General features: G+C 66.4%; 24 protein-coding genes. 4 read left to right on the top strand and 20 right to left on the bottom strand.

What is annotated here, in order from left to right:
- Positions 1-92: 92 nt before the first annotated feature.
- From AC07PZ_RS02135 to AC07PZ_RS02170, 8 genes are all read right to left on the bottom strand, one after another.
- A complete protein-coding gene (locus AC07PZ_RS02135) occupies positions 93-1295 on the bottom strand; it encodes an acyl-CoA dehydrogenase family protein (protein WP_495293352.1) in 1203 nt (400 codons plus the stop codon).
- A gap of 86 nt (positions 1296-1381) precedes the next feature.
- On the bottom strand, positions 1382-2440 hold the full coding sequence (locus AC07PZ_RS02140; protein WP_495293353.1) for a phosphotransferase: 1059 nt from the start codon (positions 2438-2440) through the stop codon (positions 1382-1384).
- Positions 2441-2531: 91 nt separating this feature from the next.
- On the bottom strand, positions 2532-3362 hold the full coding sequence (locus tag AC07PZ_RS02145; RefSeq protein ID WP_495293354.1) for a crotonase/enoyl-CoA hydratase family protein: 831 nt from the start codon (positions 3360-3362) through the stop codon (positions 2532-2534).
- Positions 3359-4963, bottom strand: coding sequence for a class I adenylate-forming enzyme family protein (locus AC07PZ_RS02150; protein ID WP_495293355.1), 1605 nt, complete (start codon positions 4961-4963; stop codon positions 3359-3361). Before AC07PZ_RS02150 ends, AC07PZ_RS02145 begins: the two co-directional genes overlap by 4 nt.
- Positions 4960-6138, bottom strand: coding sequence for an ABC transporter substrate-binding protein (locus tag AC07PZ_RS02155; protein WP_495293356.1), 1179 nt, complete (start codon positions 6136-6138; stop codon positions 4960-4962). Before AC07PZ_RS02155 ends, AC07PZ_RS02150 begins: the two co-directional genes overlap by 4 nt.
- A gap of 27 nt (positions 6139-6165) precedes the next feature.
- Positions 6166-6957, bottom strand: a complete 792-nt coding sequence (locus AC07PZ_RS02160) for an enoyl-CoA hydratase-related protein (protein ID WP_495293357.1) — start codon at positions 6955-6957, stop codon at positions 6166-6168.
- 155 nt (positions 6958-7112) lie between these two features.
- Positions 7113-8705, bottom strand: a complete 1593-nt coding sequence (locus AC07PZ_RS02165; RefSeq protein WP_495293358.1) for an acyl-CoA carboxylase subunit beta — start codon at positions 8703-8705, stop codon at positions 7113-7115.
- Positions 8702-10321 carry an AMP-binding protein gene (locus tag AC07PZ_RS02170; RefSeq protein WP_495293359.1) on the bottom strand — a complete coding sequence of 540 codons (1620 nt, stop codon included), beginning with the start codon at positions 10319-10321 and terminating at the stop codon, positions 8702-8704. Before AC07PZ_RS02170 ends, AC07PZ_RS02165 begins: the two co-directional genes overlap by 4 nt.
- Before the next feature lie 202 nt (positions 10322-10523).
- Here AC07PZ_RS02170 and AC07PZ_RS02175 point away from each other — a divergent pair, with 202 nt between their 5' ends.
- Positions 10524-11249, top strand: coding sequence for a GntR family transcriptional regulator (locus tag AC07PZ_RS02175; RefSeq protein WP_495293360.1), 726 nt, complete (start codon positions 10524-10526; stop codon positions 11247-11249).
- A 10-nt stretch (positions 11250-11259) separates the two neighbouring features.
- On the opposite strand, the gene AC07PZ_RS02180 is transcribed toward AC07PZ_RS02175, so the two are convergent.
- Entirely contained in the window at positions 11260-11427 is a 168-nt protein-coding gene (locus AC07PZ_RS02180; RefSeq protein WP_495293361.1) for a hypothetical protein, read from the bottom strand.
- Positions 11428-11605: 178 nt separating this feature from the next.
- On the opposite strand from AC07PZ_RS02180, the gene AC07PZ_RS02185 reads away from it, so the two are divergent.
- On the top strand, positions 11606-12448 hold the full coding sequence (locus AC07PZ_RS02185; RefSeq protein WP_495293362.1) for a dienelactone hydrolase family protein: 843 nt from the start codon (positions 11606-11608) through the stop codon (positions 12446-12448).
- Positions 12449-12521: 73 nt separating this feature from the next.
- Here the strand turns inward: AC07PZ_RS02185 and AC07PZ_RS02190 are convergent, their stop codons facing one another.
- The 3 genes from AC07PZ_RS02190 to AC07PZ_RS02200 form a co-directional block, all read right to left on the bottom strand.
- The gene (locus AC07PZ_RS02190; protein ID WP_495293363.1) at positions 12522-12812 is read right to left on the bottom strand and encodes a DUF1330 domain-containing protein; all 291 of its coding nucleotides are present in this window, start codon (positions 12810-12812) and stop codon (positions 12522-12524) included.
- Positions 12813-12927: 115 nt separating this feature from the next.
- Positions 12928-13755: an alpha/beta fold hydrolase gene (locus tag AC07PZ_RS02195; RefSeq protein ID WP_495293364.1), complete on the bottom strand. Its 828-nt coding sequence runs from the start codon at positions 13753-13755 to the stop codon at positions 12928-12930.
- A 72-nt stretch (positions 13756-13827) separates the two neighbouring features.
- Complete coding sequence (locus AC07PZ_RS02200) at positions 13828-14772, bottom strand: LysR family transcriptional regulator (RefSeq protein ID WP_495293365.1); 945 nt, start codon at positions 14770-14772, stop codon at positions 13828-13830.
- Positions 14773-14893: 121 nt separating this feature from the next.
- Between AC07PZ_RS02200 and AC07PZ_RS02205 the strand changes: the two genes are divergently transcribed.
- Positions 14894-15841 (top strand): alpha/beta fold hydrolase, encoded by a 948-nt coding sequence (locus tag AC07PZ_RS02205; RefSeq protein WP_495293366.1) that lies wholly within the window; start codon positions 14894-14896, stop codon positions 15839-15841.
- A gap of 56 nt (positions 15842-15897) precedes the next feature.
- Positions 15898-16689 (top strand): SDR family NAD(P)-dependent oxidoreductase, encoded by a 792-nt coding sequence (locus AC07PZ_RS02210; RefSeq protein WP_495293367.1) that lies wholly within the window; start codon positions 15898-15900, stop codon positions 16687-16689.
- A gap of 217 nt (positions 16690-16906) precedes the next feature.
- Here the strand turns inward: AC07PZ_RS02210 and AC07PZ_RS02215 are convergent, their stop codons facing one another.
- The 8 genes from AC07PZ_RS02215 to AC07PZ_RS02250 all read right to left on the bottom strand — a co-directional run bounded on the left by AC07PZ_RS02215 (position 16907) and on the right by AC07PZ_RS02250 (position 24520).
- Positions 16907-17299, bottom strand: coding sequence for a VOC family protein (locus tag AC07PZ_RS02215; RefSeq protein ID WP_495293368.1), 393 nt, complete (start codon positions 17297-17299; stop codon positions 16907-16909).
- 3 nt (positions 17300-17302) lie between these two features.
- Complete coding sequence (locus AC07PZ_RS02220) at positions 17303-18058, bottom strand: SDR family oxidoreductase (RefSeq protein ID WP_495293369.1); 756 nt, start codon at positions 18056-18058, stop codon at positions 17303-17305.
- 639 nt (positions 18059-18697) lie between these two features.
- Entirely contained in the window at positions 18698-20320 is a 1623-nt protein-coding gene (locus AC07PZ_RS02225) for a gamma-glutamyltransferase family protein (protein WP_495293370.1), read from the bottom strand.
- 29 nt (positions 20321-20349) lie between these two features.
- A complete protein-coding gene (locus AC07PZ_RS02230; RefSeq protein ID WP_495293371.1) occupies positions 20350-20655 on the bottom strand; it encodes a chorismate mutase in 306 nt (101 codons plus the stop codon).
- Positions 20656-20657: 2 nt separating this feature from the next.
- The gene (locus tag AC07PZ_RS02235) at positions 20658-21632 is read right to left on the bottom strand and encodes a Bug family tripartite tricarboxylate transporter substrate binding protein (RefSeq protein ID WP_495293372.1); all 975 of its coding nucleotides are present in this window, start codon (positions 21630-21632) and stop codon (positions 20658-20660) included.
- 31 nt (positions 21633-21663) lie between these two features.
- The gene (locus tag AC07PZ_RS02240; protein ID WP_495293373.1) at positions 21664-22467 is read right to left on the bottom strand and encodes an alpha/beta fold hydrolase; all 804 of its coding nucleotides are present in this window, start codon (positions 22465-22467) and stop codon (positions 21664-21666) included.
- A complete protein-coding gene (locus tag AC07PZ_RS02245) occupies positions 22464-22865 on the bottom strand; it encodes a VOC family protein (protein ID WP_495293374.1) in 402 nt (133 codons plus the stop codon). The genes AC07PZ_RS02240 and AC07PZ_RS02245 overlap by 4 nt, the downstream gene beginning before the upstream one ends.
- Positions 22862-24520 carry an FAD-dependent monooxygenase gene (locus tag AC07PZ_RS02250; RefSeq protein WP_495293375.1) on the bottom strand — a complete coding sequence of 553 codons (1659 nt, stop codon included), beginning with the start codon at positions 24518-24520 and terminating at the stop codon, positions 22862-22864. Before AC07PZ_RS02250 ends, AC07PZ_RS02245 begins: the two co-directional genes overlap by 4 nt.
- Positions 24521-24523 lie beyond the last annotated feature (3 nt).

Consider the following 24523-nt stretch of genomic DNA (forward strand, 5'->3'; position numbering starts at 1 on the left):
ATGTGTCGCTTAGGTCCCGCGCATGTCCCGCGGATCGCTCACTTGTCTCTCACGCATCGCACGCTGCTCCGGCGTGGTCCGGCGCCGGACCGTCAACGGTACTTGGCGAGCTCCAATTTGCCAAGCTGTGCGCAATGCACCTCGTCCGGGCCGTCCGCCAGGCGCAGCAGGCGCGCCGTCGCGTAAGCCGATGCAATGCCCAGGTCGTTGTTCGTGCCGCCGCCACCGTGTGCCTGTATGACCCAGTCGATCACCTGGCAGGCCATCTGCGGCGCAGCCACCTTGATCATCGCGATGTCGGCCTTGGCGACCTTGTTGCCCACCGTGTCCATGCGGTGCGCGGCGTTCAGGGTGAGCAGGCGCGCCTGCTCGATCAGGATGCGCGAATGCGCAATGCGCTCCAGCGTCACGCCCTGCTGGGCGATCGTCTTGCCGAAGGCGACGCGCGACAGGCTGCGCCTGCACATGCGCTCGAGCATCCGCTCGGCCAGGCCGACCAGTCGCATGCAGTGGTGGATGCGGCCGGGCCCGAGCCGGCCCTGCGCGATCTCGAAACCACGGCCTTCGCCCAGCAGCATGTTGGACGCCGGCACGCGCACGTTGTCGAACACCACTTCCGATGCACGGTCGGGCACGCCGTAGAAGCCGAACACCGCGATCGGCCGCACCACCTTCACGCCGGGCGTGTCCATCGGCACAAGGATCATCGACTGCTGCTTGTGGCGGTCGGCGTTGTCCGGGTCCGACTTGCCCATGAAGATGGCGATCCTGCAGCGCGGGTCGGTCGCATTGGTCGTGTACCACTTGTGGCCGTTCACCACGTAGTCGTCGCCGTCGCGCACGATGCTCGACTCGATGTTGGTCGCGTCGCTCGACGCAACGCCCGGTTCGGTCATCGCGAAGCAGGAGCGGATCTCCCCGGCCAGCAACGGCTTGAGCCAGCGCGCCTGGTGCTCCGGCGTGCCGTAGCGGGCGAGCACCTCCATGTTGCCCGTGTCGGGCGCCGAGCAATTGAACACCTCGGGCGCGAGATGCGAGCGCCCCATGATCTCGCACAGCGGCGCGTATTCGAAGTTCGTCAGCCCGGCGCCATGCGCCGATTCGGGCAGGAACAGATTCCAGAGCCCGGCCTCCCGGGCCTTCGGCTTGAGCTCGTCGAGCACGGGCGCGACCTTCCATGGCCCCAGGCTCTCGGCCTCCTTGTAATAGCGCTCCTCGTTGGGATAGATATGTTCTTCCATGAACGCGCCAAGGCGTTGCTGGAGATCCTGGACCTTGGGAGAAAACTCGAACACATGAACCTTTCTGGATGGCGTCTTGCCGATGTCGCGTCGTGCGCGGATGGGTGCGGTCTGGGTCGGATGGAGCGGATGGGCCGGGCCTAGCGTTCGCCGCGCGGGAAGTGCGCCTCGACCTGGCGCCACGCCGCCTCCGCGATGGGACGTGCCCTGGCACCGGTCTCGCGTGCCTCGGCGCTCGATGCGGTGCCGTCCATCGCGCGCTTCAGGATGCCCTGCAGGATGGCGGCCAGCCTGAACATGCTGTACGCCAGATAGAACTCCCAATGCGCCGGATCGACCGGCGCGCGGCCGGTGCGGCGGCAATACGCGTCGAGGTAGCTCCGCTCGTCCGGGATGCCGAGCGCGGCGTAGTCGGTGCCGGCCATGCCGCGGAACTGCGCCGCCGTCAGGCGCCATGGCAATGCGTGGTACGCGAAGTCGGCGAGCGGATGACCGAGCGTCGACAACTCCCAATCGAGCAACGCCAGAACGCGCGGCTCGGTCGGGTGGAAGATCATGTTGTCGATGCGCAGGTCGCCGTGGAAGATGCCCGTCTCGTCGTCCGGCGGCACATGGGCCGGCAGCCATTCGATGAGGCGCTCCATGGCGGCCATGGGCTCGGTGGCGGATGCCTGGTACTGGCGGGTCCAGCGCCCGATCTGGCGGTCGAAGAAATTGCCGCTGCGGCCGTAGTCGGCAAGCCCCACGGCGGCGGGGTCGACGCGATGCAGCGCGGCGACCACCCGGTTCATGTCGTCGTAGATCGCCGTGCGTTCGGCGCGGTCGCACGCCGGCAGCGCCGGGTCCCACAGCACGCGTCCTTCCACGAAGGCCATGACATAGAAGGGCGTGCCGATGACGGACGCGTCAGCGCAATAGCCCAGCGCGCGGGCCACCGGCACCTCGCTGTCGCCCAGCGCCGCGATCACCCGGTATTCGCGGTCGACGGCATGCGCCGACGGCAGCAGTTCGCCATCGGGCTTCTTGCGCAGCACATAGCGCGTGCCGGCGCCGTCGGTCACCAGGTAGGTCGGATTCGACTGTCCCCCCTTGAAGCGCTGCAGCGCGGCCGGCGCCTTGAAGTCCGGAATGTTCGCGCGCAACCACGATTCGAGTGGCGGCAAGTTCAGCCCCGCATTCGCGGCATTCGGTGTACCCATGAACCGGATGGTACGGAAGGATTGTCAGACAATAAACTAGGGTTTGTCCGACACCAAGACCATGAACACCACGCCGCCCGCCGCAGGCGTCTCAGTCGCGGAACGACGGCGCCCTGCGTTCTCGCGCGGCGCTCACGGCCTCGTCCAGATCCTCGGAATACAGCATCGCGGCGTTCCACGTCGCGATGTAGTTGAGCCCGTCCGCGACGGGCCTGTCGCGCACGTAGCCGATCATTTCCTTGGTGCCGCGCAGGCACAGCGGCGACTTGGCGGCAAGTTGCGCGGCGATGTCGGCCACCGCGGCAGCCAGGTCTTCGCGGCTTTCATGGCAGCAGTTGACGAGCCGCATGCGCGCCGCCTCGGCGCCTGAGAAACGGCGCGCTGTATAGGCGAGCTCGCGAGCCATGCCCTCGCCCACCAGCCGTGGCAGGCGCTGCAGCGTGCCGACGTCGGCCACCAGCCCCACGTCGATTTCCTTGACCGAGAACCAGGCGTCTTCGCAGCAGTAGCGCATGTCGCACGCCGTGATGATGTCGATGCCGCCGCCGACGCAGGCCGCATGCACCTCGGCGATCACCGGCTTGCGGCAACGCTCGATGGCCGTCACCGTGTCCTGCAGGTCGAGGATGTTGCGTCGCGTCTTCTCGCGCGATCGGCCGTCGCAGGCGTCGGCGGTCTGCGCCTTGAGCTCATCGAGCATCGCCAGGTCGAGCCCCGCCGAGAAGTGCGCACCGGCCGCCGACAGGATGCCGACCCGCGCCTGTGGCGTGACGTCGAGCCAGGTCATGGCCTCGCGCAATTCGCGCCACATCGCCGCATTGATCGCATTGGCCTTGTGCGGCCGATGGAGCTCGATGCGCGCCACGCCGCCCGCCAGGGTCACGTTCAAGGTCTCGAAAACCGGCGTCGCCGTGGTGTTCATTCTTCTTCCTCCTCGAAATGCCGGAGATGGCTCTGGCGCAGTTCGAACTTCTGGATCTTTCCCGTCGACGTGACGGGCAGCGATGCGCGCCGCACGATGGCCTTGGGCACTTCGAAGCGCCCGAGATGCGCCCGGCAATGCGCTTCGATGTCGGCATCCGTGGCCGCCTGCGCGGGGTCGAGCACCACGAACGCCGTGATGGCCTCGCCCCAGCGCGCATGGGGCAGGCCCACCACCGCGACGGCACGCACGGCGGCATGGCGCAGGAGGACTTCCTCGACCTTGATCGACGGCACGTTCTCTCCGCCGGTCTTGATCATGTCCTTGATGCGATCGAGAAAGAGCAGCTCGCCATCGTCGTCCCAGCAGCCCAGGTCGCCCGAGTGGTGCCAGCCGAAGCGGGACGCCGCGGCGGTCGCCTCCGGGTCCTTGTAGTAGCCGAGCATCACGTTCGGCCCGCGATAGACGATCTCGCCGACTTCGCCCGGGCCGAGCAGCCGGCCGTCGTCGGACATCACGGCCAGTTCGTTGGCCAGCGTCGCCACGCCCCAGTACGCGCCGAAGCGCCGCAACTGCTGCTCCGGCCGGAAGATGGTGGCCGCCGTGTACATCTCGGTCTGGCCGGAACACAGTGCGAAGCGGCTGCAGAAGCCGTCGAGCAGCGACGTCAGCAACGTCCTCGACATGGGCGCCATCGCATAGATGCACAGCTTCAGGCTCGACAGGTCCGTGCGCGTTCTGTCGGGGTGTTCGAGCAACGCGCGGTACATCATCGGCAGCCCGACGATCAGGCTGATGCGGTGCCGCTCGATCGCCGGCAGCACGTCGTTCGCGTCGAATCCGCGCATCAGCACGGACGCGCCGCCGCACGACAGTGCCGACAGCAGCACCACGTGCTGCCCGACGTGGAACAGCGGCAAGTGGCAACTGAACACCTCGCCTTCCACGCCCATACCCCACTCGACGAGGTTGGACAGCAGCACCGATTGGATCGACGCATGCGAGTGCATCACGCCCTTCTGGCGCCCGGTGGTTCCGCTGGTGTACATGATCTGGACCAGCGCGTCGCCATCGATGTCGGTGTCCGGCTGCGCCGTGGGGAAGCCCGCGATGCGCTGCGCGAGCGTCGGCCACCGGCTCGCGGTGTCCGACGCACCTGCGTTGCAGACGGTCACCGCCAGGCCCGCCGCGTCGACCCGTGCGCGCCGCGCGGCGTCGTCGAGCAGCCGGGCGTCGGCCACCAGATGCCGCGCCTCGGCGTGCGCCAGGATGAAGGCCACCGCTTCCGGCGCGAGCGCCGTGTTGATCGGCACCCACACCAGTCCGGCCTTGTAGATGCCGAACATCGCGACCACCATGTCGGTCGAGTTGTCGCAGAGCATCGCGACGCGGTCGCCGGCCACCAGGCCGGAGGCGACCAGCGCGTGGGCCATGCGATTCGCGTCGTCGTCCAGCGCGCGGAAGCTCGTGCGGCGCGCGCCCTCGATCAGCGCATCGCGCGTGCCGAAGCGGCGTGCCGCGCGGTGCAGCATGTCGCCCAGGCAGACGCGGCCGATCCGCTGCCGCGGCCCGATGGCCGCCGCCACAGCCGCAGCCGTCACTTCGACACGCCGACCGGCTCGAGGTACTCGCTCACCAACGTCCACTTGCCATTGACGACCTGCGTCATGCGTACCTTCTGGTTGCTCAGGCGGTTGTCCTTCGAGACGTTGAAGCCCGGATTGCCCAGGGCGTCCGGCCCCAGCTTCGTGGCTTCCATCGCGGCGTTGAAGCTGTCGGGCGTCAGTGTCTTCCCTGCCTTGTCGGCCACCTTGGCGAAGGTGGTCATCGCGTAGTACGCATACATCGAATAGAGACCCGGGTCGTCGCCGAAGCGCTTCTTGTAGGCGGCGACCCAGTCGCGCACCGCCGGATTCGCATCGTCCGCATACGGCAGCGGGATGAAGGTCGCGCCGTACACGCCTTCCATGGCGGCGCCACCGAGCGTCGGCACCTGCTGCGAATAGTTGGCCGCGGTGCCCAGGAAGTCGGGGTTGAAGCCGATCTTGCGTGCCTCGCCGACCGAACCGACGAACTCGCGCAGCGTGGAGGCATCGAAGACCAGGTCGCAGTCGGCCGCCTTCAGGCGCGCCATCTGCGACGAGAAGTCGGTGGCGCCCCGCTTGTAGGTCGTCTTCTCCGCCAGCTGCATGCCCTTCGACTTCAGGTAGGCCTCGACGCCCTCGAAGGCCTCGCGGCCATAGTCGTCGTCCTGGTAGAGCACGCCGACGCGCTTGTACGGCTTCTTCTTCATCATGAAGTCGAGCGTCGATGCCGACATCGAGAAGTACGACGGAGCCAGCGCCACCTTGTACGGGCTCGGCGGGTCGTAGAGTTCCTTCGACGCGCCCTGCGGCATGAAGTTGAAGACCTTGTTCTCGATCAGGAAGGGCAATGCGGCCATGTTGGTCGCGGTGCCGAGATGGCCGAGGATGGCGAACACGCCGTCCTGCGTCACCAGCTTCTGCGCCGCGAGCACCGCGCGCCTCGGCTCGTAGCCGTGGTCTTCCACCACCAGCCGAACCTTGCGGCCCTGGATGCCGCCCTTCGCGTTGATCTCCTCCACGGCCATGTTCATGCCGTTGCGGGACTCCTTGCCGTAGTTGGCGATCGGCCCGGACAGGTCGGTGATCGTGCCGAGCACGATCTCGCCGTCGCTCACGCCCTTGCCTTGCGCGAGCGCGAGGCCGGCGGCCCCGAGCAACAACGCCGTGGTGATCCAATTTCTGCGCAACATCGATGTCTCCTTCTTGTGGTGATCGGCTCAGGTGGGCTGGCGGCCGAAGACCGGCGCCCGCTTCTCGGTGAATGCGGTGACGCCTTCGATGGCGTCGGCCGTCCGGCCCGACGCGACCATGGCGCGGTGCTCGTGATCGAGATGCTCGGCGAGCGAATGCAGCGGCGCATCGTCGACGAGTCGCTTGGCACGCCCGAGCGCGCCCGTGGCACCGCGTGCCAGCGATGCGACCAGCGCGGCGGCACGGACGCCCAGCTCGGCATCGGGCCAGACCGCCGACACGATGCCCCATGCAAGGCAACGCTGCGCCGACAGCGCTTCGTTCGTGAAGAAGATCTCCTTGGCGCGCGCAACGCCGACGCGGCGCGTGAGAAACCACGAAGCGCCAGCGTCGGGCGTGAGGCCGATGGCGGAGTACCCGCCGCGCAGCTTCATCGACTCCGCCGCGATCACGATGTCCGCGCTCAATGCGAGGCCGATGCCACCGCCGCCGATCGGCCCGTTCAGCGCGCTGACCACCGGCACCGGCAACGTGGCCAGCCGTTCGATCGCACGATGCAGCGCCGGGATGTGCGCGTCCAGCAAGGCTCCGATGTCGTTGCGCGCCCGCACGAAATCACCGATGTCGCCGCCTGCGCAGAAATGCGATCCCTCGGCCTGCAGCAGCACGGCCTTCACCGTCGCGTCCTCGGCCACGGCATCGACAGCGGCGATCAGCGCCGCCGTCAATTCGAGGTCGAGCACATTGGCCCGTTCGGGCCTGTTCAGGGTGATGACGGCGATGCCGTCGCGACGGTCCAGCAGCACGGCGGAGGACATCAAGGGAGCCTTTCGATCGCCGCTTCGGCGACATGCAGGCAGCGTAGGCAGGCCCTGCAAGACCGTCTTGTGTCCAGGCGCTGTGGCGGCGCCGGCCGTCCCCCGGGGAAACACCCATTCCGGCGCACGTCGGCGCCAGCGCCGGCGCCGCCGCGTCAGATCGGCGAGATGCCGTGCCGCTTGTCGGGCCAGCCGCGGCTGGTCTTGCGCGGCAGGCAGCGCGCCAGCGTCGCCGCGATGACCGAGCGCGTGTCGCGCGGATCGATCACGTCGTCGATGCCGAAGTGCTCCGCCGCGTGCAGCGCACCCAATTGCTCGCGAAAGCGCGCGATCAGTTCCTCGCGCTTCTGCGACGGAACGGGCGCCGCGCTCACCTGCTTCTGGTAGGCGACATTGACGGCACCCTCGACCGACATCGCGCAGATCTCGGCGGTCGGCCATGCCACGCACAGGTCGGCGTCGAAGCTGCGGCCACCGCACATGGCGATGTAGCCCAAGCCATAGCCCTTGCGCAGGACGACCGACACGCGCGGAACGGTGGCCTGGCCCAGCTCGAACAGCAGCCGCGCACTGCGCCGCGCCAGCGCCGTGTCTTCGGCCTGGCTGCCGACGAGAAAGCCGGGCAGATCGACGAGGTAGACCAGCGGCAGGCCGAACGAATCGCACACCGAGACGAAGTGCGCGCCCTTCTCGCACGCCTTGGCGTCCAGCGTGCCGGCCAGATGCAGCGGCTGGTTGGCCACGATGCCAACGGCCCGTCCTTCCAGCCGCGCGAAACCCACGACGAGGTTCGGCGCGAAGCCGGGCTTGAGCTCGAAGAACGAAGCCTCGTCGACCACGCCGGCGATCACGCTGCGGATGTCATAGGGCTTGCGCGGGTTGTCGGGCATCACGTCGAGCAGCCCCGTCTCGGCCTGCGCGTCGGGTTCGCGCGAAGGCGCGGAAGGAACGGGCAGCCGCGCATTCGACGGCATGTAGCCCAGGTAGGCCCGCACCAGCGCAATGGCCTCCGCATCGTCGCCGGCGGCGATGTCGGCCAGCCCGTTGCGGTCGGCCTGCACGGCGGCGCCGCCGATCGTCTCCTTGTCGGCGACCTCGCCCGTGGCGGCGGCCACCAGCGCCGGCCCCGCGATGCCCATGGTCGAGGTGCCGCGCACCATCACCACGAAGTCGCACAGCGCGGCGAAGTTCGACGGGCCGGCAAAGCCCGGGCCCATCACCACCGCCACGGTCGGCACCCAGCCCGACAGCGCCACCGCCGTCTGGAAGTAGTGCGACCCTTGCGCGAAGTGGCGGCTGTCGAGGCCCTCCTGGATACGGTGGCCACCGCCATCGAGCAGCATCACGAAGGGGCAGCCATGCTCCAGCGCATGCAGTGCCAGCCGCTCGACCTTGTATTCGCCGATGCGGCCGTTGGAACCGCCCAGCACGGTGAAGTCGAACGCGCAGAGACAGACGGGACGGCCATCGATGCGCGCATGGCCCGTGATCACCCCGTCGAAGGGCGCCTTGAGCGATTCGGTGTCGAAGGTGTCGCGCTTCGGCTCGACCAGCGCGCCGATCTCGTGAAAGCTGCCAGGGTCCACCAGCAGCGCGATGCGCTCCCGTGCCGACAGCTTGCCGAGCGCATGCTGGCGCGCGACGGCCGCGGGCCGCGCCGCGTCGCCGAGGCTGTCTCGGCGGGCGATGAAATCGTCGAATGCCCGGCGTGTGGCGCCATGGGGCTCTGTGCCTGTCTCGTTGCTCATCTCTTCCTTTGTGGCGCCGCCGGATCGGCCGTGCGGTCGTAGGTCAGCGCGTTGATTCCCGCTTCGCGCAGCTGCTGCTTGCGGATCTTCGCGGTGGGTGTCTTGGGCAGCTCGCTCATGAATTCGACATAGCGAGGCACCATGAAGTAAGGCAGGCGCTCGTCGAGAAAGGCGAGCAACGCAGACGCATCGGTGCCCTGCCCTTCGCGCAGGACCACGCAGGCCTTGATCTCGTCCTCGCTCGCATCGCTCGCGACCGCGATCACCGCGCACTCGAGTACCGCGGGGTATTCGTTGATCTCGGTCTCGACCTCGAAGCTCGACACGTTCTCGCCACGGCGGCGCATCGCGTCCTTGATGCGATCGAGAAAGACGAACTGGCCATCGGGCTCGCGCCGGAACGCGTCGCCGGTGTGCAGCCACTGGTTGCGCCAGGCATCGACCGTCGCCTGCGGCATGTCGTGGTAGCCGTCCATGACCATCCAGGGCTCGTTCGTGCGGATGACGAGTTCGCCCATCTCGCCGTCGGCGACAGGCTGGTCGTGGCGGTCGACGAGCCGCACCTCGAAGTCGGGCCGCGGCCAGCCGACCTTGCCCGGCTCGGCCCGGCCCACCGGGGCCCGCAGCACGGTGGAGCCTTCGGTCAGGCCATAGGCCGTGCATACCGCCTCGATGCCGAAGCGGGCCTTGAACTCGTCGATCTGCGCCATGACCGGCACCATCATCACGCGCCGCAGCGGATGCGTTGCGTCGTCGGCGCGCGCGGGCTGCCGGAACAGGAAGTTCGCCATGGCGCCGAGCAGCATCGTGTAGGTGCATCCATGGCGCCGCACATCGTCCCAGAAGGTGGTGGCGGAGAAGCGCGGCAACAGCACGTTGCTCCCGCCGGCAATGAGGTTGTTGTAGATGGCCGCCCATTGCCCGCCGATGTGGAACAGCGGCAGCGTGCACAGCGAGACGTCGTCCGGATCGGCCAGCCCCAGCACCTGCGGCGCGGCATAGCCGTAGGCGTGGGCGTGCGTGACGCGGACGCCCTTGGACGGCCCGGTGGTGCCCGAGGTGTACATGATCCCGATCACGTCCCACGGGTCGATGTGCGCGGCCGATTCGCGCGGGCCTCGCAAGGCGGCCCAGGGCTGCTGCCGGAGCCGGCCGGCCAGCGTGACCCGGCTCCCCGCCGCATCGCGAACGACCACGTGCTCGAGCCTTTCGAGCTTGTCCGCCACGGCGTTGAGCAATGGAACGTAGGGCGCATCGATCACCATCACGCGGGCGCCGGAGTTGTTGATCACGTGCGCCAGGATCGAGCCCTTGTAGGCCGTGTTGACCGGCACTTCGACGCGCCCGGTGAGCGACAGCGCCCACCAGGCGATCACGAAGTCGAGATGGTTGTCGAGCATGAGGAGCACCGGCTCCTGCCGCGCCACGCCGAGCCGCGCAAAGCCGGCAGCGAAGGCCAGCGCCTCTTCGTACAGCGCCGAGTAGCTCAGGCTCCGCTCGACATCGCGCACGGCCATCTTGTTGGCGCGATCGTGCAGGTGGCCTTGGACCACCGCCGCGAGCGTGCGCTGCGCCAATGGCGGAAGCCCGATGGAGCTGTCGATCTTCTGGCTCATGAACATTGCCTCGGTTTGTGCATGCATCGAGCGGGTTGGCCCCGATGCGCCCGCCTGTGACTGTCTGCCAATATTGCCGGACAATCAATACCTGAAACAACGTGGTTTGCCCTAGGCGGCGGCGTTTTCCGGCCGCGGCGGCGCCGGGGAATCCGTTACGCTGGCGACCTGGCAACTCACCATCCGTACCCTGGAAGCTCGCATGAACGACATCGACAAGGAACCCACGTCAGGGTCCGCGCCAGCGAAGGGCAAGGCCCCCGCCGGAAAGACCCATCCGCGCAGCACGCCGGACCGGGTGGCCGATGCGATCAGCAAGGGCATCCTGATGCGGCGCTTCACGGTCGGGCAGCGCCTGATCGAGGCCGACCTGACGCGCGACCTCGGCGTCAGCCGCAGCACGGTACGCGAAGCGCTGCGGATCCTGGCGTCGAGTGGCGTCGTCGACCTCACGCCGCACCGCGGCGCGGTCATCCGCTCACTCACGCGCGAGGACGCGACCAGCCTGCTGGGCGTGCTGGAGGTCCTGTCGGGCCTGGCGGCCCGGCTGGCCGCGGCCAACATCGGGATCGGCAGCAACGCGCGGCGCTTCGAGGCCGCGGCGCAGAAGCTCATCAGCGCCGAGACGCCCGAGGCGCTCGACCGCGTGCTCGACGAGCGCGCCAACTACTACAAGGTGATGTTCGAGATCGCCGCCAGCAGCGAACTCGACCGCGTGCTGCCCCAGGCGCGCGCGCATCTGTTCCGCGCGCAGTTCTATCACTCGCTGACGACCACCGACCTTCGCTCGATGGTGGCGGAATACCGCGCGATCACCGAAGCGATTCTCGAAGGCGATCAGGACAAGGCCGAGAAGCGCATGCGCCGGCATCTGCAGAAGTCCGGCGAACGGACGCTGCCACGGATGTCGGCGTTCACTTTGAACTGATCGGCTGGCGTCAGAGCTTGGAGATCACGCCATACCAGATGACCAGCAGCAGCCCGACGATGCCGATCATCAGGAGCGGCGTGCCCCAACGGGTCGCACGAACGGCAAAGCCGACGGTCATGATGCCGCCCGCGACAACGGCGGAGATGGCGGCGACGGCGGGAGTGAATTCGATCATCGGCCCATGCTACGGAGCGTGACCTGGTGCGGGGTTGATCTGGCGCAGTCGAATCGAACCGGCCATGACGCTGCAGCACACCGATCGATATCCCTGGCCTGCCGAAGCATTGCTTGCTGGTCGACCCGATTCATGGCACAAGCTGGCGTGTGACGTAATCTTGAAAGGTAAATCCATCGTGTGTGATCTGAATGACCAGGAAGAGCTGAAGAAGTACACCCGCCGCGACTTCGGTACGTGGGCCGCATCCGCCGGACTGGTGACCGCGCTGCCCAGCGTGGCCAACGCCGCGGCAGTGGCCGAGCGCGAGGTGACCATCACCACCGCGGAGGGCAGCTGCGACGCTTACTTCGTGGCGCCCACTTCGGGCGCTGCACCCGGCGTGCTGATCTGGCCCGACGTGTTCGGCCTTCGTCCCGCCTTCAGGCAAATGGGGCGGCGGCTGGCCGAATCAGGCTACAGCGTGCTCGTGGTGAACCCTTTCTACCGGCAGAAGAAGGCGCCCACCGCCCCACAGGGCGGCCAGACGCCGATCGCCGAAGTGATGCCGCTGATGCGCGCCCTGACGCCAGCCATGCACCTGAGCGACGCCACCGCCTTCGTGGCCTGGCTCGACGCCCAATCGGAAGTGGACAAGACGCGCAAGCTGGGCACCACCGGCTATTGCATGGGCGGGCCGATCGCGGTGCGCACGGCCACCGTGGCGCCCGGCCGCGTGGGCGCTGTCGGAACCTTCCACGGTGCCGCCATGGTGACCGCAGCCCCCGACAGCCCGCATCGCCTGGTGGCCCAGACGCAGGCGCGCTACCTGATTGCGGTGGCCCAGAACGACGACGCCAAAGAGCCCGAAACCAAGGTCACGCTGCGCACCGCGTTCGACAGCGCGAAGCTGCCGGCCGAGGTGGAGGTGTACCCCGCAGCGCACGGCTGGTGCCCGCCCGATACGCAGGTCTACGATGCGGCCCAATCCGAGCGCGCCTGGACGCGCCTGCTGGCGACATTCAGCACGGCACTGGCCTGATCACCGTTCGAAGCGGTCGTCCAGGGCGGTCGTCCTGAAGACCGCCGCTGGCCGAGTCCCGCCCCGCCGGGACTCACACCCCTTCGACGATGCGCAGGTCCCGTTCGACACCATCGCCCAGCGCATCGAGCGCGGCCTGGTAGGCCGCGCTGTCATGAACGGATTTCGCCTGCTCGACGCTGTCGAATTCGATCAGCACGACACGCTGGGACAGGCCGAATTCGTACACCTCGGCAGGTAGTCCGCGCGCCAGAAAGCGCCCGCCTCCGGCAGCAATGGCGGGGCCGGCCAGCTTCGCATAGGCCGCAAGTTTGTCCGCGTCCTTGACGGCACGGTACGCACTGATCCAATAGGCTTTTGCCATGGTGATTTCTTTCAGGTTTGGGTAAGAACGGGGCCGCGCATCTCATCGCTCGCAGGCAGCGAAGCGATCGAGCGGCGGCTTCCGTCCTGATATTGCCAGACCTGGCGAACGGTCGCTACCGGTCAGCTTTGAAGAACGCCAGCAAGTCGGCGTTGATCGCGTCTGCGTTCGTCGCGCACATGCCATGCGGGTAGCCGGGGTAGACCTTGAGCGTGGCGCCCTTGATCAGCTTGGCGGTCAGCTCGCTCGAGATGGCGATCGGCACGACCTGGTCGTCGTCGCCATGCATCACGAGCGTCGGCACGTCGATCTTCTCGAGATCCTCGGTGAAGTCGGTCTCCGAGAAAGCCTTGATGCCCTCGTAGTGCGCCTGGACCGAACCCATCATGCCCTGTTGCCACCAGTGCTCGCGTATGCCTTCGGACACCACCGCGCCCGGGCGGTTGAAGCCATAGAAGGGCAGCGTGAAATCCTTGAAGAACTGCGGGCGGTTGGCCGCCACGGCGGCGCGGATGCCGTCCAGCACTTCCATCGGCACGCCGTTCGGGTTGGACGCCGTACGCGCCATGTGCGGCGGCACCGCGCTGATCAGCACCGCCTTGGCCACGCGCTGGCTGCCGTGGCGGGCGATGTAGCGGGCGACTTCGCCACCGCCGGTGGAGTGGCCCACATGAATCGCGTTCTGCAAGTCCAGGTGCGCGGTGACGGCCGCAAGGTCGTCGGCATAGTGGTCCATGTCATGGCCCTTCGAGCCCTGGCTGGAGCGGCCGTGACCGCGGCGGTCGTGCGCAACGACGCGGTAGCCCTGGGCCAGAAAGTACAGCATCTGGCCGTCCCAGTCGTCGGCGCTCAGCGGCCAGCCGTGCGAGAACACGATGGGCTGGCCCGTGCCCCAGTCCTTGTAGAAGATCTCGGTACCGTCGCTGGTGGTGATGAAGCTCATGGGTGCCTTTCAGTGGTGGCCAATGGGTGGTGAGCGATGGTAGTGGGAAGTGCGTGTCATGAAGAAGTCTCGTCAGCGCATGGACGAATCCTTGGAGGCCCCGCCGGAGTCGACGGACATCTCGGGCTGCGCGCCTTGAAGCGCATCGACCAGGAAATCGACCATCACCCGCACCTTCGCGCTGAGATGGCGGCGGCTGGCATAGATCGCCAGGATGTCGATGGGCGGCATGCGATAGCCCGGCATGACCTCGACCAGCCGACCGGCCTGCACGTCCTGCCCGATCACGAAGCTCGGTTGCCAGATGACGCCGCCGCCGGCAAGCGCCGCGGCGCGCGCGGTTTCGCCATTGTTGGCCCGCAGGGCCCAGCGCACCCGCACGGACTCCAGCGTTCCGCCGGGGCCGGCCAACTGCCACTCGTCGGACGTGGCGCCGTACGTGTAGCCGAGGCACATGTGCCGCGCAAGATCCGCCGGGACCTCGGGCATGCCGTGGATTGCCAGATAAGCGGGTGACGCGCAGATCAGGTTGGACGAACTGCCCAGTCGGCGCGCGATGTGGTTGCCCGACGTGGTCCGCGAGATGCGGATGGCCAGGTCGAAGCCCTCTTCGACGATGTCGACCACGCGGTCGATCAGCGCGATGTCGAGTTCGACGTCGGGGTACCGCGCCATGAACTTCGGCCACAGGGGCGCCAGCACCAGGCTGCCGAAACTCAGCGGCGCGTTGATGCGCAAACGCCCACGCGGCTGCAGCGACGCGGTGGTCGCGAGCGCCTCGGTCTCCGCGACTTCCTCAAGAATCGACTTGGCCCGGTCGAACAGCGCCTCGCCGCCTTCGGTGAGCGACAGGCGGCGCGATGTGCGGTTGATCAACCGCGTGCGCAGGTGGGCTTCCAGCTCGCTGACATAGCGCGTCACGTTGGCCGGCGAGGTGTCCAGGGCATCCGCCGCCTTGGTGAAACTGCCCCGCGCCACCACGGTGACGAACACCTCGTATGCACGCAATCGGTCCATGAGCGTCACTTCCAATCATTCAGAAAAGCTGAATGAGTAAACCACTTTTGGCCCCTTTCTGGAAGTGAAGCTGAATCATAAATTCACGTCACCCGAGAAACCAACAGAAAGGAAGTTCAACATGACCGATAGCCACCCCACCCCTTCCCGCCGCGCGCTGATCGCGGGCGCAGTCGCCTTCGGCGCCGCACTGACCATGGGCGGCGCAGCGCACGCCGCATCGGCTGTCGACGCCGTGCCGGGCTTCCGCGCAGGCAGCGCGGAAGTGAACGGCACGCGCATCCACTACCGCATCGGCGGCAGCGGCCCCGCCATCGTGCTGCTGCACGGCTATGCCGAGACCGGCCACATGTGGAACCCGTTGATGCCGCTGCTGGCCAAGACGCACACCGTGATCGTGCCCGACCTCCGCGGGGCCGGCGACTCGTCGAAGCCCGAGACCGGATACGGCAAGAAGAACATGGCCGTCGACATCCATGAACTGGTCCGGTCGCTCGGCATCCGCAGCGTCAGCATCGTCGGCCACGACATCGGCCTGATGGTGGCCTATGCGTATGCCGCGCAATTTCCTTCGGAGACGAACAAGGTGGTGCTCATGGACGCCTTCCTGCCCGGCATCGGCCAATGGCAGAACGTGTGGCTCCTGCGCGACCTGTGGCACTTCCACTTCCATGGCCCGACGCCACTGGCACTCGTCAAGGGACGCGAGCGCATCTATTTCGAGCACTTCTGGAACGACTTCGCGGCCGACCCGAAGCACTCGGTGCCCGAGGCCGATCGCCAGTTCTACGCCAAGGCCTACGCACAGCCCGGCGGCATGCGCGCCGGATTCGAGTACTTCAAGGCCTTCGAGCAGGACGCGGCGGAGTTCGCCGAGCTGGGCAAGACGCCCCTGCCGATGCCGATGCTGGTGCTCTCCGGTGAAAAGGCCGGCGGAACCTTCCTGATCGAACAGGGGAAGATGGTCGCGACCAACGTGAAGGGCGTGATCGTGAAAGGCTCCGGGCACTGGCTGATGGAGGAAGCGCCCGAGCAGGTCATCCCGGCGCTGGTCGACTTCCTCGGCTGATGGGCGAACGATAGAACTCACGGACACAATCGTCCGACCAACCAAGGAGAATCAAGATGGATCTGCAACTCGATGGCAAGCTGGCTCTGGTGAGCGGCAGCACCGCCGGCATTGGCTACGCCATTGCGCACACGCTGGCCGCGGAGGGCGCCAGCGTCATCGTCAACGGCCGGTCGCAGCCTGCGGTCGACGAGGCGGTGGCCCGCATCCGCTCGGAAACGCGTGGCACGGTTCTCGGCTATGCCGGAGACCTCAGCCGGGCCGATGCTGCCGAGGAAGTCGTGCGTCGTCACGCCGGCATCGACATCCTCGTCAACAACCTCGGCATCTTCGAGGCCAAGGCTTTCGAAGATATTCCCGATGACGACTGGCAGCGCTTCTTCGACGTCAACGTCCTGAGCGGCGTCCGCCTCGCACGCCTGGTGCTGCCGGAGATGAAGCGCGCGAACTGGGGACGGATCATCTTCATCTCGAGCGAAAGCGCGGTGCAGATCCCGACCGAGATGATCCACTACGGCGTCACGAAGACCGCGCAGCTCGCGGTGTCGCGCGGGCTGGCGGAATCGGTCGCCGGGACGAACATCACGGTCAACAGCGTGCTGCCGGGCCCGACGAAATCGCGTGGCGTCGGCGACTTCGTGGAAGGCATGGCGCGATCGAGCGACAAGAGCTTCGAGCAGGTCGAGGCGGAGTTCTTCAGCCACGTTCGCCCGACGTCGCTGATCAAGCGCTTCGCTGCGCCGCAGGAAGTCGCTTCGCTGGTGGCCTACGTGGCCAGCCCACTGGCGTCGGCGACCACGGGGGCGGCGCTTCGGGTGGACGGAGGGGTGGTCAAGAGCGCGTTCTGACAGATCCGGGAAGTCCCTGCCACCGCTCCTCGGGATGGACAACGGCTGTGAGAGTGGAGCGCCCTTTGGGTGCCCCGAATTGCAGTTGAAGCGCATCCCTGCACACGCAGGGACTGCTCGCGATCACCAGCACGCCCGGCAATGGCTCGGCGGCGTTGCTGTGGGCACGTGGGCCGCCACGCTTTCGGGCAGCGAAGCGGCTTGAGCAGCGCGGCTGTCAGAAGAGTTGCTGCCAACCGCCGCCTCTGTCCTCGCGAGTGTTCACCTCAATCAGTAGGCCTTCCGGCGTGCGACAGAAGAAGCGCGAGCCGCGGGTGTTGTTGAACACGCCCGTCTCCATGTGCACGCCGGCCTGCTGAAAGGCCGCATGCAACTGTTGCACTTCGAGCAAAGTGGCCATCTCGAAGCCGAAATGGAAGTTCGATGGCCAGGACGTCGTGTCTGCGATGTGGTCCAGCACGATGTCGAAGCCGTCTCGCTGGAGCAGGATGCTGTCGCCCGTGGTGACGATCTCGCAGCCGAAGTGTTGCTGGAAGAAGGCCGCAGTGGCGGCCGGGTCGGTCGTGGGCAGGCTGAGGTGGTTCAGTGTGCCGGTGCATTGCGTTTTCATGGTTCAGATCGGGTTCATGGTGGAGAAGATCGCGTCAAAGCAGCCGTCCCGCTCGGCCCAGCGGCGCGGCAGGTCGCGGTCCAGCAGCAGTTCGCCTCTCGGCGTATCGCCGGCCTGAAGCTTTTCCAGAACCTGCTCCATGTACTGAGACAGCGGCATGGCACGCGGGTCGCTCGCCTGCGCCGCGCCAGTGAGTTCTGTCTGGACGTAGGGCGGTGACAGCTCCAGGACTTCGACGGGGTGGCGGCGCAACTGATGCCGCAGCGATTGCAGCCAGGAGTGCAGGAAGGCCTTGCTCGCGCAGTAGGTCGGAAAGTCGGCGCGCGGCACGAAGGCCAGGGCCGAGCCGGTGACCAGCAAGGCAGCATCAGGCTTGTGCTTGATGAGCGGCAGCACGGCGGCCGCCACACGCAGCACGCCCAGGATGTTGGTCTGCACCACGGCCTCGGCGGCGTCCGCCGTCCAGCCGTCGTCGGCCATGTCCTCGCTGCGCGAGATGCCGGCGTTGGCGACCAGCACGTTCAGCTCGGGAAAACGCTGCTGCAGCTGCTTGCCGAGTTGCGCCAGAGAAGTCGGCTCGTCCACATCGAGCAGCAGGCCCTCGATGCCTGGTCGCGCGGCGGCGATTTCGTCCAGCAATGCCTGGCGCCGGCCCGCGACGACGACGCGATTGCCGCGGTCATGCAGCGCTTCGGCCAGCGCGCGGCCGATACCGCTGGTGCCGCCGGTGATGAGGATGGTGTTTCCGGTGATTTTCATGGGGGATGTCCCTGGGAAAGGTGGGAGTGCAGTGACGCCGCGAACCTGACCTGGGCATGCGCTTGCCAACCCTCCGTCGCCCGTGCGGCCATGCGGCAGCCGCCGTGGAACGGCGGGGCAGAAACGAAAGGTGGGTGGCCCGACAGGGCCGGCGTTCCAGGCGGGCGTGAGCCCGGAACGGCAAACTTGCGGTCATCGAAACGGCGTCGTGGTTCATCGAGAACTGCCCCGCTGGGCTCCTCTCGAAAACGGACGCGTTGGATGACGGTAACGCCTACGGCAGCGCACCTTTCGGCGACTGCGGGCGACAGTCTAGCAACCGTAGGTTTGTGTGGTCAAGGCCACTGCCCTGCCCTGAGTTCATCGTCCTGTGAGCTGCGGCGCGCGGGCGCCACGGGCGCAACGAGAAGCGTTGTCCCCCCGACTACCCAGCATTCATGCGGGTTCCAAGGCCAAGGCAGTTGTTGCGCCGCACCAAGACCATATCGCCAGTATCACCAATAGACACGCATCGAAAGATCAATTTGGCGATGAGGATCGGCAAGTGAAAGAGCGCGCCGAAGCGCGGCTGACGGCCTTCCATTGGCAATTCGCAATAAAAGTGAAAATGCCAAGGGGAGATGCCACGGCCGCGAATGGTCAGAAACCAGAGACTTGCCCGTCCCGGCGCGCATCGCTCGCACCGATGTAGCCGTGTGTGGGGTCATCGTCGAGTCGGGCGATGAATTGACCCGATCCGAAGTCCATGTAGGGGTCATCGACCGCCTGCAGATCGTGCCCGCGTTCCGCGAGCCCACGGCGCAGGTCGACGGCCATGTTCGCCTCGACCGAGACGGTGCCGTTTCGATTGACCCGCCATCGTGGCGCATCGCAGGCAGCCTGGGGCTGCTGGTCATGGTCGAGCATGCGAACGATGGTCTGCAAATGTCCCTGTGGCTGCATGTCGCCGCCCATCACACCGAAAGCCATCACAGGTCGCCCGTCGCGGCTCATGAACGCAGGAATGATGGTGTGGAAGGGTCGCTTTCCGCCTGCGACCACATTGGCCGATCGTGGGTCCGAAGAGAAGCCCACGCCGCGGTTCTGCAGGGAAATGCCAGTACCCGGCACCACGACGCCCGAACCGAAACCCATGTAGTTGGACTGGATCAGCGACACCATTTGGCCGTTCTCATCGGCAGCGCACAGATACACGGTTCCTTCACGGCGCGGGAAGCCCGTCGGGAAGCGTCCCGCGCGCCGCCGGTCGATGAGCTTGGCGCGCGTGTCGAGGTACGCCGGTTCAAGGAAGCGCTCGGGTGCCACGTGCATGAAGCGGCCGTCGGCGATGTGCTCGTAGGCATCGGCGAAAGCGAGCTTCATGGCCTCGATCTGAATGTGGTGGGCATCGACCGATTCGGCGCCGAGCGAGCGCAGGTCGAAGCGCGCACAGATGCCCAGCGCGATCAGCGCTGCAAGGCCCTGGCCGTTGGGCGGGATCTCGTGCACCGTGTGGCCCCGATACGCCTGGGCGATGGGTTCGACCCATTCCACTTCGTAGCGTTCGAGGTCATCCGCAGTCAATGCGGAGTCGGCCAGGCGGGCCGCGGCGGCGAGGCGTTCGCCGAGTTCGCCGCGGTAGAAATCCTGAGCACCATGCTCGGCCAAGCGACGCAGAGTGACTGCATGTCCGGGTGCGCGAAACCATTCACCCGTCGTCGGTGCGCGGCCAGCGGGCATGAAGGTATCGGCATAGCCAGGCTGATCTTTCAACTCCGGGACCGCCGCAGCCCACTTGTGCGCCACGACCGGTGAGACGGCATAGCCGGTTTCCGCGGTGCGAATCGCAGGCGCCAGCAGTTGAGCGAAGGGCAGGTGCCCCGCGCGTCTGTGAAGCGCCTCCCAGCCTGCGATCACACCTGGGACGGTGACGCTGTCCCATCCGCGGTGCGGCCGCCGCACCAGCCCATGGCCGTCTTCTCCGTATCGCGCTCGGAAATAGTCAAGACTCCAACGCGCCGGGGCGGTGCCCGAGGCGTTGAGTCCCAGCAGCTGCCCTTCGTGCCAAAGCAGTGCAAAGGCATCCCCACCGAGCCCGCAGGAGATCGGCTCGACGACCGTCAGCATGGCCGCCGCGGCGATGGCTGCGTCCACCGCATTCCCGCCCTGCGAGAGCAGAGAGAGCCCGGCCTGCGTGGCGAGCGGATGCGAGGTGGCAACGCTGTTGCGTGCGAACACCGGAATGCGCGTGGTGGGATATGGGTTTTGCCAGTTGAACTGCATGTCAGTCGTCGCCTTTTCATATGTCTTGATCAGGGGGCTAGTGCCTCGTCCGCACATCCCGCCGCCCGATGGCGCGATACCACTTCATGTGCGATGACGCCAAACAGGTTGAATACGAGATCTGCCGGCAACTGATGGCGGTCGGCTATTTCCTGGAGAAGCAGGCTGCGCTGCAACTGGCGCTGCGGATGCCTCGCCTGCTCTCCAAGAGTCGCCTTGTGCGCTCCAACCATGTCGGTCTTGACGAATCGCAGCGCAAGCAGTTCGGCGATCTGATCGTCGATGACGTCGATCTCCTTGCGAAGCCGGCTCAGCGCCGCGTCCACTGTTTCCACGCCTAATCCATCCGAATGCCGAGCGGGGTGATATCTCGGCGAAGACGAGCGACTTCGTTGGTCAGGGAGTCGCTGAATTGAGCAGGCGTCGACGCCAGCCTGAACGTGCCGGGTGTCGCGCTGAACGCCTTCACGAACGACGGACTTTGCATGGCCTTGGCCACATCGCGCTGAATCTTGTCGGCGGTCTCGGCAGACATGCCTGGTGGTCCGAACAGGCCAGCCCACGCGGGCACGTCGACACCGCGGAATCCCTTCTCGTTCAGTGTCGGTACGTCGGGCAGGTCCGCCACACGTTTGTCGCCGGCGAGTGCCAGTGCGCGGGCTCGGCCTTGCTGAATGAGGGGTGTCGCAAATCCGGAACCCCAGAACAGCATATTGATGTGGCCCGCAATGAGGTCGTTCATCGGCGTGCTCTTGTACGGCACGTGAATCAGCTTGATTCCCGCCGACTTCTCGAACATGGCACCGACCAGATGCGTCGTATTGCCATTGCCGGCTGATCCATAGCTGATCGTGCCTGGGTGCGCCTTGGCTGCAGCCACCAGCTCGTCGAGCGACTTGTACGGCGAGTCGGCAGGCACCATCAACAGAAATCCCGCCGTCACGGTGAGCTGGGAGATGGGTGTGAATCCTTTCAGGGAGTCGTAGGGCAGCTTGTCGTACAGCACCGCGTTGGTCGCGTGCCCACCCGTGGTCATGAGGAGGGTCGTGCCGTCGGCCTTTGACTTGTTGACGTCGGAAGATCCGATGATGCCGCTCGCACCAGGCTTGTTCTCGATGACATAGGTATTGCCGTTGATCTCGTGCAAGGCGTCGGTCAACTGCCGGGCAAGCTGGTCGGTCGAACTGCCAGCCGCAAAAGGTACGACGATGCGGACTGTCTGTTGCGCCGTCGCCTCGACAACGAAGCCTGCAAAGAGCAGGCCGGCCAAAGCCTTGCCGAGAGTACGACGCCGAAGCGCGGAAGTGGACATGAGCGGGACCTTTCGATGATCTGGAGGGGAATCAGGTTGAAGGAAGCGGTTTGACTTGACGGGACGTGAAATTCGCGATGCACAGGGCCAGGATCGCGGGCGCCTGAACAGCGATCGAATGCCCGGCGTCCGGAACGATTTCAGAAGTGGAGTGCGCCACCCGCCCCGCCAGCGCCGACATGACGGCGGTCGGAACGACCTGGTCGTCCGCGCCCGAAATGCACAGCGTCGGCACCCGGATGCGTTCGGGCGGAAGATCGTGAACCTCGAGCGCCAACGCGCTGCGACGCGATGCACTTCCCGGCCTTGCAAAGCGCTCGGCCAGCGCCGGATGAAGAGCGACGTGCGCAGGCGTGTAGAACATCGCGGCCAGATCCCGCGCCGTGGCGGGAAGGCCGGCGCGCAGTCTCCGGAGACGATCTACGCCCTGCGGATGGAGGTCCGACAGTGCGCGGTCCAGCGGCCACGTGTTGACGAGGCACAGCGCCTCGACACGCTCGGCATGGGCGATGGACAGGGCCTGCGCCACCCGACCGCCCAGAGAGGTTCCCATGACGGAGAAGCGTTCGAAGCCCAGGCTCGCCATGAGCTCGACCGCATCTTCCGCAAGATCGGGGATGTTGTGGGGCGCGCCATCACTGACCGTTTCGCCGCATTCGCGCTGGTCGTATGTCACCGCGCACAGGGGTGCTGCAGCATGAGACGAAAGTGCCTTCGAGAGTTCGGCAAGGCTCTCGCGATTCGCCTCGGCACCGTGGATGAGAAGAATCGGGCTGCCCGTGCCACGCATGTCATAGGCCGTGCGCGCGTGGCTCAGGTCTGCAAACAGCGTCATGGTGCATTCCCGAGTTCTTCGGCGAGATCGAACGTCAGTTCAAGCTTGAGACCGAGCGGATCGCGAATGAAGAGCTGGTGCAGCGTCCAGCCCGGGACCGGCGCCTCCGTGTAGCCGATGCCCTCGGCATCCAGGCGGCCGCGCGTGGCGGCGAGCCCGGTGGCTTTGAAGGCGATGTGATCCAGTGCCACGGCCTCGGGGCTCGGTGCGCGGCCCGAGGCGTAGAGATGCACGACAGGCTGGGCCGATGCGTAGAGCCAGTACCCCGCGAACCTCAGGTCCGGGCGTGCGCCCGGCACCAGCCCCAGCGCGCGGCAGTAGAAGTCCCGCAGGCCGTCCAGATCTTCGGCGTCGCATCGCAACGTGAAGTGATGCAACCCTTGCACGCACGCGTTCATGCGGCCCTCCGTGAATCGGCGGTCCGGCCGGTGCCGAGGATGGTGTTCAAGGCCTGCGCCAGACTGGCCGCCGGATCCTGTGGCGCCCATGGCATGCGCCATCCGACATGCCCATCGGGACGAACCAGCACCGCGCCATGAAGACCCATGTCCAGACCATCGCGAGGATCGACCGTGTCGAGCTGGAACGTACGTACCGTGAGGCCCAGCCGTGCGCTCACGTCCCGCGCGGCCGCTTGCCAGTCGGCAGAATTGGGACCATGCACGATCATGAAGTCGCGATCGAACAGGTCGAGCGTGGAGCGCTCTCTCGCCAGATCCAGCCACAGGTGGGGAAAGCGTCCGCCGGGACGGTCGGAAGGGTCATAGCGGCCGAGCGTCAGTCCGCGCGAGGCAGTTCCGTCAGGCACCAGCGCACCTTCCTCGTAGGCGAATCCCAGGCCGAGACCGATGCTGTGGCTATGGTGGACGACGTCCTTGATCCAGAAGTTGATGGCCTGGAGGTTGCGAGCCTGGAATGCTTCTTCCAACTTCATGAATCGGACGCTGTTCCCGTGGCTGAAATTGGCATTGGCCTGTCCGATCGGCCGCCGCTCGGTATCGTATGTGTCGAGAAGGCTTTCTCCGGCCTGGCCTCGAAGCACCATCGCGAGTTTCCATGCGAGGTTGTGCGCATCCTGAATGCCTGTGTTCATGCCGTAGCCGCCGGTCGGCGGAAAGCGGTGCGCCGCATCGCCAATCAGAAAGGCGCGGCCACGCGAGTACTTGGCGGCAACCTGCTTGCTGACTCGCCATACCGATCGGTTGATGATCTTGACGTCCAGATCGGGAATTCCGGAATGGGCCCGTGCCAGGCGAACGACTTCGGCATCGCTTCGCTGAGGTGGAGTCTCGTCGTTGCCGTCGCCCACCCGGGTGACCGTCAGCCATCGGTCTGCGCCGTTCGTATTGAGAACGCTGGCAGGGATGACTTCCGGATCGGTCGGCATGATGCGAAAGACGCCGATCTGACGCACGCGAGGCAAGTGCGAGAGATCTCCCTGCCAGTAGTCGTTGTTCATGATTGCCAGGCTCGCGGGCCCCATCATGGCAATGTCCAACTGCCGGCGCAGCCCGCTCCCTGCGCCGTCTGCCGCGATGAGATAGTTCGCCGACCAGACAGTTTCTTGACCCGTCGACGTATCGCGCGTGACGGCCGTGAGGCCGTCCGCCGTTTCTTCGTGTCGCAGGAACTCGGTCCCGTAGCAGATGCGTCCCCACGGTGAACGACGTACCACCTGGAACAGCTCGTCTTCGACAACGTCCTGGGACACCGTGCACTTCCATGCGGGCGTTTGCCCCATGTCGATTTCCCGCGGCACGCGCCCATATTCGTGGCCGGCGATGGACTCCACGAAGGCAAAGCCATTGGCATCGTCGGGCAGGCCCCGAGCCTTGACCGCACGCTCGATGCCCCATTGGCGGAACAACTCCATCGTGCGGACCCACGCGCCCCGGGCGCGTGGGTGATCCGTCAACCCGGCGTTGCGCTCCACGAGCACGAAGGGAACCCCGAATCGATCCATCAGCAGCGCCATGGCGAGTCCGGTGGGACCTCCACCAACGATGAAGACTGCAGTGGCATTCGGCGCTGCCGCGACGGGTATTGGTTTCATGGC

It is taken from the genome of Variovorax sp. GW821-FHT10B04 (genome assembly GCF_059415645.1).